The following is a 14753-nucleotide window of genomic DNA, read 5'->3' on the forward strand; positions in this document are numbered from 1 at the left end:
CCTGCAAGCTCTGTTACCTTAACGGGAAGCGGCACAGATGCAGATGGAACTATAGCTTCTTACAGCTGGACCAAGTTATCCGGCGGAGCAGCTACCATTACTTCTCCTTCTTCTGCTTCTACCACTGTAACAGGTCTTACTCAAGGCAGCTATACCTTCCGTCTTACTGTAACAGACAACAGCGGTGCTACTGCCACAGATGATGTGGTGGTGACCGTGAACGCCTCCGTTCCTTCAGGTTCTTCCCTGCACATTGAAGCAGAGAACTGGAGCGCTATGAGTGGTGTGCTTACTGAAAATAGCTCTGACGTAGGCGGTACACTGGATGTGGGTTGGATAGATAATGGCGACTGGATGGATTATGCCATTAACCCTTCCACTTCTGGTATCTATACTTTAAAACTGAGAATAGCAACGCCTTACAGCACTGCAAGCCTTCAGGTGAAAAACGGCGCTACTGTGCTTGCCTCCGTGAACCTTCCATCAACAGGTGGATACCAGGCATGGCAAACAGTGACCGTAACGGTGAACCTTACAGCAGGCCCGCAAACACTGAGAATACTGTCAACTTCAGCGCAAGGCTTTAACATCAACTGGCTGGAAATTGCAAGTTCCAATGTGGTAGCTGGAAGAATAGCCGCTGCCCCTGTAAGGGAACAAATGGAGACCACAATTTCAACTGCAGCAATTTATCCAAATCCTGTCAGGGATCGGTTTTCTATGACACTTCAAAACTCTTTTTCAGGAACAATGAAGATACAGGTAGTAAACATGGCAGGAGTTTTGCAAAAGCAATTCTCAGTAAACAAGGCAAGTGATATTTTCAGAACAGATCTTTCTATCTCAGAGCTGCCAAAGGGTGAATACCTTTTACTGATTGATATGAATGGAAAGAAAGAAACAAGGAAGATCATTAAACTTTAATTATTAAACCTCTATGTAATAAATGAACTACTGCTTTACCGATATGACTCGATGAATATTAGGTAAAGCAGTACTTCATTTTAGTATAAAAATGAAGTAAGCACTTTCGGAAACGACACCAATTTTAATTTCACCCTATTTGAAAACTTTAGCAAACTATAAAACACCTAATATGAAACGCATCCTGTCCATTGCCCTAGTAACAATTATTTTTTCAGCTTGCACTAAAAACAGTAAAGAAGTACCCATTGACCCTAATAATCCTTACACAATAAAATTTGATGTTAGTGACCAGGTTGTCAAAACAACAGTTGACCAGGATACATTGCGCCTGGATTTCAACCAGGTGGTGAACTTTTTGGTAGACCCAACAGAATACCAACGTTCATGGGCACTGCACCTGACGCAGGATTTTTCCAATTCATACCTCAAAGGCCTTCATTTTACTGCTTTGGCTAATTCAGCAGGTGTTGCCACTGATTGGGTTCCCATTAACCTGAATGATGTCCACCCAAGCCAGAAAACAACTTCCGAAACGACGGTGAATGGAACTAAGTATATAAAAGTTACTATAACCAGGCTTTTTAAATTCGTAAGCGTATTGAATAGCAACCAGGCAGCAATAGATAAGCAAAATGCACTGGTGCAGGATAAGAACCAGTCAGTTGCCTATTCAGCATTCTATTCTTACAACAGTGTATACTCCCTTCCAAATAATGATGTAGCCAAGATTGTTTATACTAAATAGTCGGGGATATAGAAATTAAAAAAGAGCTCCTTTAAACAGGAGCTTTTTTATTTCCCATTGTGTAGTAATTGCATAATGATCACATGATCTTAATAACCCTGGCAGGACAGGCATTAGATACCTGGCCCGTAAATTCTTTTTCGTTCACAGGCAAAGGAAGAATGTGCAAATCATTTTTTACCGTTGCATTTAATAAAACAGCTTTGCCGTCCTTTTTACTCATCCGCCAGAATTGTGGTTGCAACTCATAACATATGCCGCAGCCAATACACTTATTCCTATAATGAATGATCTTAAACAAGGTCTGTTTCTATTATTTTATAAAGTTTATCCTTTGCCGTGATCTTCTCAGTAATTTTAAAAGTGATCCTATCACCTTTGAAAGCCGCCGAAGACTCTTCTCCATTCACTACCAGCTTTTCCATTTTATTCTTTATAAGTCCAAATGCCGGGCCCGTCACCATGAGGGTATCACCTCTTTTTATTGTTCCGGCTTCCACTATAAATTCTCCAACCCCTATCCTGGGATAATATTTTGTGCCTTTACCGATATAGACTTTCTTTTCTGTTGCCCTGGAGCCAGGATCTTCTGTCCACTCGCCTAATTTCCTTCCCAGGTAGTATCCCTCCCAAAATCCACGGTTATATACTTTTTCCAGTTCCCTTTTCCAGGCCCCAACTTTTATTGGTGAATAACTTCCATCAGCTATGGCATCCAGTGCTTCTCTATAACACCGGGTGGTTGTATAAACGTATTCGGGGCCTTTTGTGCGACCTTCTATCTTTATAACATCCACACCGCTGTTAACTACCTGGTCAAGAATATCAATAGTACAGAGATCTTTGGCAGACATGATGTATTCATTATCCACCATCAATTCCTGGTTGGTCTCTGTATCAATAACCTTATAGGAATGCCGGCAATTTTGAAGACATGCCCCCCTGTTGGCAGAAGCATTCTGCTCGTGCAGGCTCAGGTAACATTTACCGGAAACCGCCATACACAATGCCCCATGGACAAATACCTCCAGGCGAAGTGGCTCACCAGATACCCCCTTGATGCCCCGGCGCCTTATCTCTTTAGATAGTTGTTCCACCTGTTTAAGGGTTAATTCCCTGGCCAGCACAATGACATCGGAAAAAGCAGCAAAGAACAGCACAGATTCCAGGTTACAAACATTAGCCTGCGTAGATATATGCAGGGGAATACCTAATTCATTACACATGCGGATCACTGCAAAATCAGATGCGATAACAGCATCAACCTTCCGTTTTTTAGCCTCTTTTAATACCGTATGAAGCAGTTGCATATCGTGTTCATACATCACCGTATTCAAAGTAAGATAGGCTTTCACCTTATTTCTCCGAGCTATGGAAACGATCTCCTTTATATCATTTATAGTAAAAGGATTGATTGAGCGCGCCCTCATATTCAGTTGCTCCACTCCAAAATAAAATGAGTCGGCACCTGCCTTCACTGCAGCCTGCAGGCATTCAAATGACCCTACCGGGGCCAGCAACTCTACCTTATTGTTCTTCATTGATAGTTACCATTAATAAATAGTCTTTACCCTCCCTTCAAAAGGAAGGGGAACATACTACATGATTCAAAGGGGGATAGAATTCAACCTGGATTTTTTAAAGGAAGGGTCGATAACCTGCTTCAATTGAATGAGAAGCGCCTTTGCCTGTAAATGACAAAAATCTTCATGCAGTTTTTTACTTACCCCCATTAAAGACAGGTCAAAGTATAAGTCAGCATTTACAGCATGGTTTTCAAGACAGTGTTTTGAACACGCCAGGGGACAACCATCTATCACTATGATTTTTCTACCTGAGGTAGCGGTCTTAACCAGCTTTTTAACATTGCCTCCCACACCCGCAATGCAGGACATTTCGGCAACTCCCTGGCGGTCCAGTTGCACGGCCAGGTAATTAGCCATTTGAGCGGAACTGGAACAGCCGGAACATGAATATACAAGAGGCAACTTTTCTTCTGTATGTTTCATAATTTTTATTTTCACTTGTAGATAAACGTTAGAAATACTTTTAAGTTCAATAAATAGCTTCATTTACGAGCTCACTGCCAGCTTTTAATTTTTCCAGTCCCGGTATATTTCTTTTCACCTTACTGCTTCCTTTTATCATCAACCATAATAGTGGAAATACACCTCCGAGTGTGAATAAAGCACCACCTAAAATCCTCAGCCAGGTAAATGTTTGAAACCCTTTACTCTCAATAAAACTGCTGCTCCTGGCAAACCAGAATCCTTTCTCGGCAACTGTCTGGAACTGCCATATACCTACCGGGAATAAGTCAAGAAAAACCATTAATATCAAACCAACATTTATAGACCAGAAGATGATGCGCACCGTATTAGGTTTCCACCACCAACTTTTGCATAATAGCTGGCAACAGAATAATACTGCCGCAAGTGCCAGGTTGCCATAAACCCCCATCAACGCGGCATGCCCATGGTTAACGGTTAAATAGGTGCCATGCTCATAATAATTGGCGATTGGCAGGTTGATGATAAAACCCAGCACACCGGCACCAAAGAAATTCCAGAAGTTAACACCTATCAAAAACAGGAACACCTCTTTGAATCCAAATTGTTCACTGCTTGCGGTAGCACCCGAATTTTTTTCCAAAAGTCCCGGCATTTTACTAAACCTCCAGGCCTCAAGCGTTAACAAAACAAGAGGTATCACCTGCAGGGTAGAAAACACAGAGCCCAATGCCATTGTACCTACAGGCTTGGCATTCCAGTAGAAATTATGAGATATCCCCAGTAGTCCGGACCCGAGGAATAATAAAGTGGCCAGGTAAATAACACGAATGGTTGCCTGCCGGCTTACCAATCCCATTAACACCATGAAGTATCCAATAAGCACAGTAGTGAATACTTCAAAGAATGCTTCTGCCCACATGTGTATTACACACCAGCGCCAGAAGTCTGCTATTACAAAATTAGTTTTAGGGCTAGCTATAAACCCTGAAATAAGCAAAAGAAGAATGCTGGCAGTGGTATACACCATCCAGTTTGGTAAGGCCCATGGTTGTCCCCATTTCATCACAGGCCGGATGCCCCTGTATAAGGTAATGACCCAGAGAACCAGGGCAGCTGCAAGAAGTACCTGCCACAGTTTGCCCAATTCGATATATTCCCAACCCTGGTGACCCAACCAATACCAATTGGAAAGTAATCCATGCGGCCCCATAAATATACCGGCCATTGATCCGGCCACAGTTGCTACCAGCAACCAATAAACAGAATTGACTAACAGTAATTGTTTTTTTGGCTGCACCTTCAAGATTAGCGGCATCACAAAAATAGAAGCACCTACCCAGCAGGCTGAAATCCACAAAAGTGATAATTGCACATGCCAGCTCCGGGTAATGGTAACTGGCAACAGCGTTGAAATATCCCACCCGAAGAACCGCACAAATCCTACAAAATCATGCACAGTCAAAATGCCTGACAATACCTGGACGGCAAAAAGGATGATAGCAGTATAGAAAAATTTATAGGTAGCTCTTTGAATAGCATCGGGCCTGAATCTTTGCACTGCTTTGCGGGTCATGAAGTTGGATGACTTGTTTATAAAAGCATTATCATCCAGCTTGTCCATCCGTCCATGGTAATATAGCACCAGGCCTAACCCGATGATCAATCCCAAAGACCCAATGATGCTCCATAAAACAATAGCTGCACTTGGCGTATTACCTGCCTGTGGATCAAACGGCCAGTTATGTGTATAGCTGTATGTTTTACCAGGTCTTTCAACACCACATACCCAGGCCCCCCAAAAAACAAAGGCTGTAAAAGACCTGATCTCGGCAGCATTGGAAAGATACCCCGCTGGCCTGAAAGCCCCAGGTGAAGCAGGATCTGTAAACTTTGCTGTATAATAGTTTACAAGCTGGGTGGCTGCATAGGCTTGTGCATCTGACAGTACAACTGTATTGTCAGAAGCATTGTACCTATTTGATTTGATCTCCTTCTTTACCTGCTGTTTCATACCCTGGCGTAATAGGTTATCATTGCTGCCACCTTTTAATCCTGAAGCATAAAACCGGTTCATGTATAATGTTACCTGGTGCAATCCTTCCGCTGTAAAATCAGGACCCCTGTTGGCACCATCACCAAACATGCTTCCATATTCCATAAGGGCATACTTCTGAAATACTGCCTGGCCCTGTAGAATATCATCTTTGCTAAACACCCTGGTACCTTTTGAAGTAGAATAATCAGGAAGCGGAGGTGCTTCCGTATACGTGTGTATACCAATCATGGTTACACCTACCACGCTGATGGTGAAGATCACAAGCAATGGCAACCACCAATTCTTTGGATTCAGTAAATAACTGATGAAGTTTTTTTGTCTCATAAACAGCAGATTGTACCTCAATATACTAATTAAAGATATTTTTATCCTTAATTATTGCAACCGGTTAAATCATTCATTTTCATACTTAGCATCAAAAGCAATATTGAAAAAGATTACAGCCAGCCATTGCTCCTGTACCAGGATATGGTTTCTTCTATTCCCTGTTTCAAAGAATAGGCAGGCTTTTTACCTAAATGGCCCCAAACTTCCTTGCTATCGCAAAGCCAGTTGGCACTGCTGATCTCATTGAGCTTTTCACGGTTGATAAAGGGAAGCTTTTTAAATACAAGCTGGTTCACAGATTCAATGGCAGAAATGCTCATTTGAACAGGTCGCAATGGAAGCTTTACCTTAACAGTCTTCTTTCCAAGACATAATTTTGCCTCGAGCCCTAACTGTTCTTTATTATAATCCATACCATCTGAAACTATAAAGGAACGCCGCACTTCCCGTGAGCTAAGCAAAGCTATTATTGCCTTAGCCAGGTCCTTAACATAGATCAGTGAGATCATTTGGGTATGTCGCCCTACATAGGGCTCAATGCCATTATTTACGAGCTTAATAAACTGGAAAAAATCTTTATCACGCGGGCCATAAACAGCCGTTGGATGGATAATGATAAAAGGAAGATGTTCAAGCGACTTTATATAATCCGCAGCCTTCATTTTGCTCCTGCCATACGCTGATATGGGGTTTTGCTCATCTGATAGCTTTATGGGTTGCATCTTATGTTCATTGCCTGGCCCATAGGCGGCCAGTGAACTGACCAGGATAAATTTTTCAGGCACTATAGCCGCACCGCCCAGCGCTTCAACGAGGTTTTTGGTGTATTCATAATTAACAGTATGGAAGTCTTCCTTTTTATGCGCCTGTGTTATGCCAGCATTATGAATGATATGATCAAAATGGCCATATTGATTTTTAAAAGCCTGCAACTGACCCTCTAATTGATTGGCTGAAGAAAGATCCATTTCAAGAAAGCGCACCCCTGTATGCTGCAGGTACTGCTTATTACTTGAACGCCTGACGCCCGCACATACTTCATACCCATTGGCAATAGCTTCATCTACCAGGAAGCTGCCAATAAAGCCACTTGCTCCTGTTATCAGTATTCGTTTCTTCATTACCTGTCAAATTATTCATTGAAGCTGTTTGATATAACACCTTCTTCTTTTGTGCAATGTAGCATCGAAATGTTCCCATAAAGACTGTACCTTTTTATTGTCCTCCAGCTCATGGTTTGTTTCTGCAAACTGTATCCCGTTGCGTATGTAAGATTTTAATGTCTCAGACATAAGTAAAGAATTCACACCCTTTCCCTGCAGGTCTTTGCGAATGGCTACCATCAACAGGTCGGCAGTGTTGTTTTTACGCATTGCTTGTAACAGGTGTAAAAATCCAAAGGGAAACAGTCTTCCACCCGACCGCTGCAGGGCTTTGGACAAAGATGGCATAGTGATACCAAATGCTGCTAACTTATCATCTTTATCAAGGATAAGCGATACAAAATCTGCCTTGATAAAAGAGAAATATTGTTTGGTATAATAATCAATTTGTCGTTGCGTAAGAGGTACAACTCCATATAGATCTGAATAAGCTGTATTGATCAGGTCAAAAATGGCTGGAGCATAAGGCAGCAACTCTTTTGCCTTCTTAAAACGCATTACTTTCAACTGCAATCGTCTTTCAACAATAGAAGCGATCTTCTCCAGCTTTTCATCCATGCGCTGGGGCACCTTTACCCTGTATTCCACCCAGTCTGTATGCTTTTGGTAGCCCTGCTTTTCCATCAATACCGGGTAGTAAGGATAGTTATACAAAGCAGCAAGCGTGCCCACCTGGTCAAAGCCTTCAATTAAAGTTCCTTCATGATCAAGATCTGTAAAACCAAGTGGCCCGTGAACTGCATCCATTCCAAGCTCCCTTCCCCATTCTTCCACTTGTTGCATCAGCGCTTTCACGATAGCTTCATCTTCTTCAAAATCTATCCAGCCAAAACGAATATGCCTGTCTTTCCATTTTTCAATATAGGCCTTGTTAATAATGCCAGCAATGCGCCCCACTACCCTGTTACCCTTATAGGCAAGCCAGTAACGTGCCTCGCAATATTCAAATGCGGGATTCTTATCTTTTCTTAAAGTAGCCTCTTCGTCAAAGCGCAAAGGTGGTATATAATAGGGATGGTTCTTGTACAACCTGTAAGGAAGGTCAATAAATGCAGCAAGGTCTTTTTTACCCTGCACTTCTTTTATAACAATACTCATAGCTCTTCTTCTTTTAATGATCAGTGGCGCTCTGCAAACACCTGCAACTCACTGGCTATCTGCTCGATCTTTCCAATAGCTTCATCCAGCTGGCAACGTGTATGGGTTGCCATAATAGACATACGGATCAGCGATGAGTCACTGGGAACTGCAGGCGATACTACAGGGTTAACAAAGATGCCTTCTTCATATAGTCGTTGTGTAAATTGAAAGGTGACCTGGTTGTCACGGATATAGAAGGGAATAATAGGCGTTTCGGAAGTGTTGGTATCGAATCCTATGTCTCTAATTGCTTTTGAAATATAATGCGTGTTGTCCCATAAGGCTTCCATTCTTTCCGGCTCCTCCTGTATGATCTCCAGTGCCGCCAGTGCTGCCGCAGCAGCAGATGGAGGGATACTTGCACTGAAGATCATGGGACGGGAGTGGTGTTTCAAATAATTTATTACGTCTTTTGTTGAAGCCACAAAGCCTCCTATTGAAGCCAGTGACTTACTGAAGGTACTCATGATAATATCCACCTGGTCAGTGAGGTTAAAATGATCTGCAGTGCCCCTGCCCTGGTTTCCAATTACACCAAGAGCATGTGCATCATCAACCATCACCAGCGCACCATACTTTTCAGCCAGCCTTGTGATCTCTGGAAGGTTGCATATGTCACCTTCCATGCTGAACACTCCATCAATCACGATCATCTTTACTTTATCATGAGGAAAGGTTTTTAATATACCTTCCAGGTCATTCATATCATTATGAGCAAACTTCAGTACCCTGGAAAATGACAACCGGCTGCCTTCAATAATGGAAGCATGATCCAGTTCGTCAAGAATGATCACACCATGCCGTCCTACCATAGAGGCCACTGTGCCAAGGTTGGTTTGAAAACCAGTGCTATATACCAGCGCGGCTTCCTTCCCGGTAAATGCTGCCAGCTTTTCTTCCAGTTCAATGTGCAGTTGAGAAGTGCCATTTAAAAACCTGGACCCGGAACAACTGCTGCCAAAGCGGTCAATAGCTTTTTTTGCTGCCTCCTTCACTTTGGGATGGTTGGTCAATCCCATATAGCTGTTAGATCCAAACATCAGCAGTTTCCTGCCATGTATTATCACCTCTGTATCATGGTTCTCTTCAATAGGCCGGAAGTAAGGATAAATGCCAGCCCTTTTTAATTCATTCGGAGCGGTAAACTGCTCAAACTTTTCCAATAAAGCTTGTTGTATCATAGATCTTTTTAATGATAGCCTGCGTTGATTTACCTGGTTTGTATAGGGTGGTGAAAACAGAACGGTGGCAGGCCAATGGTTTATAATTGCGCAACTATGAGAACAAATGTAATAAATAAAGACAATTTTATCTTTATTTATTTACCAATCCGCTTATTTGAACTATTAAAAAATATAGGAATCAACCAATACTCATACAACCCTAAAAAGGATCAAAAAGTCTTTAATACAAAGCCTCCCTGATTTTGAATTGATTATATCTTGAATATTATTATGGTAAAAACAGGAAGGTTGCCTTATTTTGCCTGTAAATCAGTTTTGATCTAGTAAATTATAGCCAGATGTTTTCAAAAACTGCCGAATACGCTCTTCGTGCCACCATTTATATAGCCCAGAAAAGTAGTGAAGATAACAAGCTGGGTATTGAAGAAATTGCCAAATCAATTGATGCCCCAAGGTCCTTCACTGCAAAAATATTACAACTACTTACAAAAGATAATGAGGTGATCAGTTCTGTTCGTGGACCTAACGGAGGATTTTATATTACCGAAAAAGCGAAGGGTTTATCTATAAGGACCATACTTGAAACGATAAAAGAGGATGATGTTTTTACCAAATGTGTGTTAGGCCTTAAGGCCTGTTCAGAAGCCCAGCCCTGCCCTATGCATTTTCAATATAAACCGATCAAGCAACAGTTAATTCGTTTGTTTGAAACCAAGACCATACGCGACCTGGCGAAGGAATTAAAAACCGGCGAACGCTTCCTGGCCAATTTCCGTCCCAGGAAAAAGACAAGGGTTACAAAATAATAATAGCCATAGGCTCAGTTACGAAAAGCATTCAATGCAGTAGTGGGCACTCCCCTGTTATCAAATGCACCTAGAGTATACCCGTTCCAGTTAGCATATGCTTCAGGCTCCCAGTATAAAACTCCAAGGCCTTTATTACCTGGAAGGGATTTTGTTTTGGAAATAATATCTTCCAGGAAGGATCGGCAGCTCGCCTCCTGGTCCCAACTCATCCCTACCTCCACTACCATAACCTCGGTTTGGTACCTCGATACCATATCTTCCATATTGTCCAGGCATTGCATATTCAGCATGGTCCAGTTAGATGGTTGTGGATATAGTGACATCCCGATTACATCCCAGGTAGCCCCATTATTCTTAAGGCCATCAAATAACCAGCGATACATTGTATTATTAAAGCCATCAGAAAGATGAACGATCACCTTTGCATTTGGAAAAACAGCTTTTACGGCTCTATACCCCGAAGCAATGAATTTGGCAAACGTCTTCATATTGGTAGATGCCCTTCCTTCAGGCCAAAGCATCCCATCATTTGTTTCATTACCCACTTGCACCCATGCAGGCTCTATACCCTGCGCTTTTAATGCATTCAATACACCTGTAGTGTGTGTTTCAATGGCGACTTGCAAATCGGAAACAGAGAGATTGGCCCAGGCGGCAGGCTTTCCCTGCTTCCCTGGATCAGCCCAGGTATCGCTATAATGAAAATCGATCATGATACGCATACCCATGCTTTTAGCCCGCACAGCCTTGGCTATTACATCTGCCTTATTATTCCAACCAGCTTGTGGATCCACCCATACCCTAAGGCGAACGGTATTCAAGCCCATTTCTTTCAATATTGCCATGCAATCCTTTTGATTGCCTACAGGATTATAAAATTTTACACCTGAAGCTTCCATTTCCGTGAGCCAGCTAATATCTGCTCCTTTTGCAAAAACAAATGCTGATGCAGGGGGGGTAGGTTCCGGAACAGGAGCCATCTCTTTTTTATGGCAGGCCATCAGCCCACACATAATAAGAACCAGGGAAAAGGAGAGCGTTTTCCATGTTTTAAATCTATCAACCGGCATCAACTAAAATTTTTTAGGTTCGTAAAAATAACCTTCCAGGGCAAGATCTCCTGTGATCTTCATCAGCATAATAAATATAGCCAATGATTGAAACGGGCATCATTGTGCTTTCGCCCGGTCTCCGGCATACTGTGCACCCATTTCCTCCCGGTCTTCTTCCTATCAACGCCCTATCAACTGTATAGCTCCGGTATAGATACTGCGTGATCATCACGCAGTATCTATACTGTTAGTAGGGCTTTGGTTGGGAGAAGGTAGGCAGAAAGAAGGTAGAAGGTTGAAGGTTGAATAATGTTCAATAAGCAATGCTCAATGTTCAATGCTCAAGGAAGGGAAAAGCAACAAAAGTGCGCAAAGGATCAAAAGATTGCACAGCTCCTGGTAAAAGGTAAAATCTATTATAGATATCTTCCTTATCATCTTGTCAACCTGTTAACTTTCAACTTCCACTCCCAAACATTCCCAAACGTGCCAATTCGTGCCATTTTGAGCCCATTCGTTCCCAAACGTGCCCAAACGGGAAAGTGACTGTTTGCCTGTGTGTAGTTTTACAGTTATAAAATCTAATATCATATGGCAAAGCAAACAGGATACGTTAAGGCAACAGGTACAGTGGATGGTGATACCAACTTTTATTATGATCAGCTGTGGGGCTACCTGGTAAGAATGCTGCCCGGAGTGGACTCTAAGCGCTTCTGGAAGGACCCTGCCTTTGAAGGAAGCAGGAGAAGCGCTCAGAGGTTTGGTACAGGCAATATCATGTCTTCCATCATCTACCGCTTTGTACCCACTAAAAGAAGATACAGGCATTTGTTTATACAGGTGAGGACCATAGCTATTGTTGGTTTAAAGCAGGGAATGGCTAAAGGGGATGTATTCACTGCCCTGTATAGCTTCCTTTCCGAGCAAAAGCGAATCTCTTTGAACCTGGAGCAGTTTATGCTGCTGCTGGCTTCCTTTGAAAAGGAACTGGAAGCAAGGCTTAAAGAGCCAAAGAAAGAAAAGGTAAAGAAGGTGAAGAACAGGCTCGATATTACTGTGACAGCACCACTTACTGCTGAAGACACAGAGTACTTTCAACTATATATGGAGGATTATGACTGGAAGATAAAGTTTGAAGGAGATTTTCCTTCGGATTACCAGGTCCCAATATTTCTCCTTAAACATGCTGTTTAAGGAAGTTTGTAGTTTGTAGTGTGTAGTTTGTAGTTTCTTAAGTCAGAGTGAACTACTCGTGCAGACAAGTTTTATAGTATTCATCTTTGCGATCCTTTGCGAACATCTTGGCGCACTTTGCGTTACTGAGTATCGCTAAGTGCGCAAAGAGAGAATTCACGCAAAGAATACGCAAAGGAGTTCTGGTTAACCACAATAATTAATTTGTTTTTTAGGGTGAAGAGGATTTATTGTTTCGATGAACAATTATGCTTTTGCCATAGCTCCTTTCTTCATAAGGATGATTCCGCCATTCATCGGGAAAGACAGGACGAAAAGTGACCAATTGCGCACAGAATTATGTTTGAAAAATGATACTACAATTACTACTTGGTATAGCAGTATCTAATAAACATCAAAGGTTTAATATTTCTTACTTTTTACTTTTGACTTGCTTACGCACCTTGTTAACATTTCAACCAGTTAACTTGTCAACCTTTCATTTTGACTTCACCCTCTTCTACAAGCTTTGCTTTCATAACATTGACAGCAAAAGAAATCTCATCATCGGAAAACTGGCCTTTCAATTCACAGGAGTTTTGAACGATATCAAAATTATCAGAACGGACATGGTTTTGGAAATCCCACAGGTCTTTCCATGATGCAAAAACGATAGTAACTTTTTTCATTGACCTAAGAGTTAATTGAAGGAGAAGAATATTTTAGAGTAACCTCTTCAATTGGTGATTGGGGAAAGGTAGGCAATTTAATAGTAGGACTGCGTTAATTATTATCATTTAGCATATGTCATACTGCCATATTAAACCTTTTCAGTTACCCATAAATCTTACCTGGAATTTTAGAAATGTATTGTTGGTATTTTATAAATATGATCAGAAAGCCTCACCCAGGTTCAACATGATTGAACTGAAACCTTTACTTATTCCATAATCAATACCAATATTGGTATTGGATCCTTTATTGTATTTGATCCTCAGCCCGGCTCCCATAGCCGGATGCCAGGAAGTAAATAAAGTACCTGAACCACTGACCGTATTTGTATTGGCAAAAACCACAAATCCCAATAATCCATTTCGTGTAATATCTCTCCTGTATTCACTTTCCAGGTAAAATAAAGTCCTGCCCCTATAACGGTTTTGATCTATCCCTCTGCCTGAACGGTTATAAGGATCGCCGCCAATATTGGGAAGATCGAGGTAAGGACTGTTTTTATTTAGAACGGTCCACATATAAGACCAAAATGCCAATTTGTTTTGCTGGTTTGGATTTGCAGCATTCAGCGACAAATATTTTCTAACATCAACATATAGCGAATGCCAGTTGTCATTGCTTCCTAAAAAACGAGGATTCACCCGGTATATTATATTCCCATAAAAGCCAGGCAAGGGATTGAATGAATTGTTACGTGTATCATATAACAGGTTTACAGTTATGCCAGATGAAAAGGAATTTCTGCCCGTACCATAAGGGTAACCAGTGTAAGTTTTCAGATCAACCAACGAATCTGGTGTATTGATATTGAAATGATAATCCAGGTTATAACCAAGGCCTGCAAAAAAATAGGACCTGACACGATTGAGCCAGCTTTGATAGAAACGGATGTATTTATAATCAACCAGCATTTTTTCATCAGTGCCATGGCTACTACCTAACCCCCAGGTAAACTGCGGATAAACGAGAAAACGGGTATCGCCCTGGATCGTTTTTGTATTTCCGGGAAACCATATGCTGGTGCGCAGGGGTAGCCCGAATCTTCCCCCAAAGTTCCAATACGGTGCAAACGTAGCAGTTGACAAATTAGTTGTTCTGCGTGGACCTAAATAAATACCTGCTGTAGTTGCTGTAACTAAAGCTCTGCCAGTACCTCCAGGAACAGAAGCGCCAATTGGCAGTAATGAAAAATATATCTTCTGGTCTTTTTGTTCTCTTACCTTACCAGGCTTGATATGAAACAAGCTTTTGGCAATATCTATCAGGTCAGTCTGCCTGGCTGTATCTGTTTTGCTAGCATTGTTTTTTGGGATGATGGTGGTGGCATCCTGTGCATGCAAATGGCAGGGAAATAAAGGAACCATTAAAAGAAGAACTATTGTTTTTGCCAATGTTCTGGGTTTCCGCCAATAAATCTGATGCGCTTTATTTTT

14 protein-coding genes are annotated in these 14753 nt (G+C 41.7%); 4 read left to right on the plus strand and 10 right to left on the minus strand.

Features of this window, described 5'->3' with window-relative positions; genetic code table 11:
• Together BUA53_RS11180 and BUA53_RS11185 are read left to right on the plus strand one after the other, a co-directional pair.
• Positions 1-924 (plus strand): carbohydrate-binding protein (locus tag BUA53_RS11180; protein ID WP_139256415.1); only part of this gene is annotated, 924 nt, incomplete at its 5' end.
• A gap of 172 nt (positions 925-1096) precedes the next feature.
• On the plus strand, positions 1097-1672 hold the full coding sequence (locus tag BUA53_RS11185) for a hypothetical protein (protein ID WP_072835470.1): 576 nt from the start codon (positions 1097-1099) through the stop codon (positions 1670-1672).
• 79 nt (positions 1673-1751) lie between these two features.
• On the opposite strand, the gene BUA53_RS21650 is transcribed toward BUA53_RS11185, so the two are convergent.
• The 7 genes from BUA53_RS21650 to spt form a co-directional block, all read right to left on the minus strand.
• Entirely contained in the window at positions 1752-1973 is a 222-nt protein-coding gene (locus BUA53_RS21650; protein WP_072835471.1) for a ferredoxin, read from the minus strand.
• Positions 1966-3213: a peptidase U32 family protein gene (locus BUA53_RS11195; protein WP_072835472.1), complete on the minus strand. Its 1248-nt coding sequence runs from the start codon at positions 3211-3213 to the stop codon at positions 1966-1968. The genes BUA53_RS21650 and BUA53_RS11195 overlap by 8 nt, the downstream gene beginning before the upstream one ends.
• Positions 3214-3279: 66 nt before the next feature.
• Entirely contained in the window at positions 3280-3681 is a 402-nt protein-coding gene (locus BUA53_RS11200; protein ID WP_072835625.1) for a putative zinc-binding protein, read from the minus strand.
• 46 nt (positions 3682-3727) lie between these two features.
• A complete protein-coding gene (locus BUA53_RS11205; protein ID WP_072835473.1) occupies positions 3728-6064 on the minus strand; it encodes a nitric-oxide reductase large subunit in 2337 nt (778 codons plus the stop codon).
• A gap of 113 nt (positions 6065-6177) precedes the next feature.
• Positions 6178-7188, minus strand: a complete 1011-nt coding sequence (locus BUA53_RS11210; protein ID WP_072835474.1) for an NAD-dependent epimerase/dehydratase family protein — start codon at positions 7186-7188, stop codon at positions 6178-6180.
• Positions 7189-7203: 15 nt separating this feature from the next.
• Positions 7204-8328 (minus strand): hypothetical protein, encoded by a 1125-nt coding sequence (locus tag BUA53_RS11215; RefSeq protein ID WP_072835475.1) that lies wholly within the window; start codon positions 8326-8328, stop codon positions 7204-7206.
• 20 nt (positions 8329-8348) lie between these two features.
• Complete coding sequence (spt, locus tag BUA53_RS11220) at positions 8349-9551, minus strand: serine palmitoyltransferase (protein ID WP_072835476.1); 1203 nt, start codon at positions 9549-9551, stop codon at positions 8349-8351.
• 341 nt (positions 9552-9892) lie between these two features.
• Here spt and BUA53_RS11225 point away from each other — a divergent pair, with 341 nt between their 5' ends.
• The gene (locus tag BUA53_RS11225) at positions 9893-10360 is read left to right on the plus strand and encodes an RrF2 family transcriptional regulator (RefSeq protein ID WP_072835477.1); all 468 of its coding nucleotides are present in this window, start codon (positions 9893-9895) and stop codon (positions 10358-10360) included.
• Positions 10361-10374: 14 nt separating this feature from the next.
• On the opposite strand, the gene BUA53_RS11230 is transcribed toward BUA53_RS11225, so the two are convergent.
• Positions 10375-11433, minus strand: coding sequence for a glycoside hydrolase family 53 protein (locus BUA53_RS11230; protein WP_072835478.1), 1059 nt, complete (start codon positions 11431-11433; stop codon positions 10375-10377).
• Positions 11434-12006: 573 nt separating this feature from the next.
• On the opposite strand from BUA53_RS11230, the gene BUA53_RS11240 reads away from it, so the two are divergent.
• Complete coding sequence (locus tag BUA53_RS11240; protein WP_072835480.1) at positions 12007-12609, plus strand: hypothetical protein; 603 nt, start codon at positions 12007-12009, stop codon at positions 12607-12609.
• Positions 12610-13079: 470 nt separating this feature from the next.
• Here BUA53_RS11240 and BUA53_RS11245 read toward each other — a convergent pair whose 3' ends face one another.
• Together BUA53_RS11245 and BUA53_RS11250 are read right to left on the minus strand one after the other, a co-directional pair.
• Positions 13080-13277 (minus strand): hypothetical protein, encoded by a 198-nt coding sequence (locus BUA53_RS11245; protein ID WP_072835481.1) that lies wholly within the window; start codon positions 13275-13277, stop codon positions 13080-13082.
• Positions 13278-13481: 204 nt separating this feature from the next.
• Complete coding sequence (locus BUA53_RS11250; protein WP_084080040.1) at positions 13482-14711, minus strand: BamA/TamA family outer membrane protein; 1230 nt, start codon at positions 14709-14711, stop codon at positions 13482-13484.
• Positions 14712-14753: the final 42 nt, after the last annotated feature.

Origin of the sequence: Flavisolibacter ginsengisoli DSM 18119, assembly GCF_900129295.1 — a bacterium.
In the GTDB taxonomy this organism is placed as follows: Bacteria; Bacteroidota; Bacteroidia; order Chitinophagales; family Chitinophagaceae; genus Flavisolibacter; species Flavisolibacter ginsengisoli.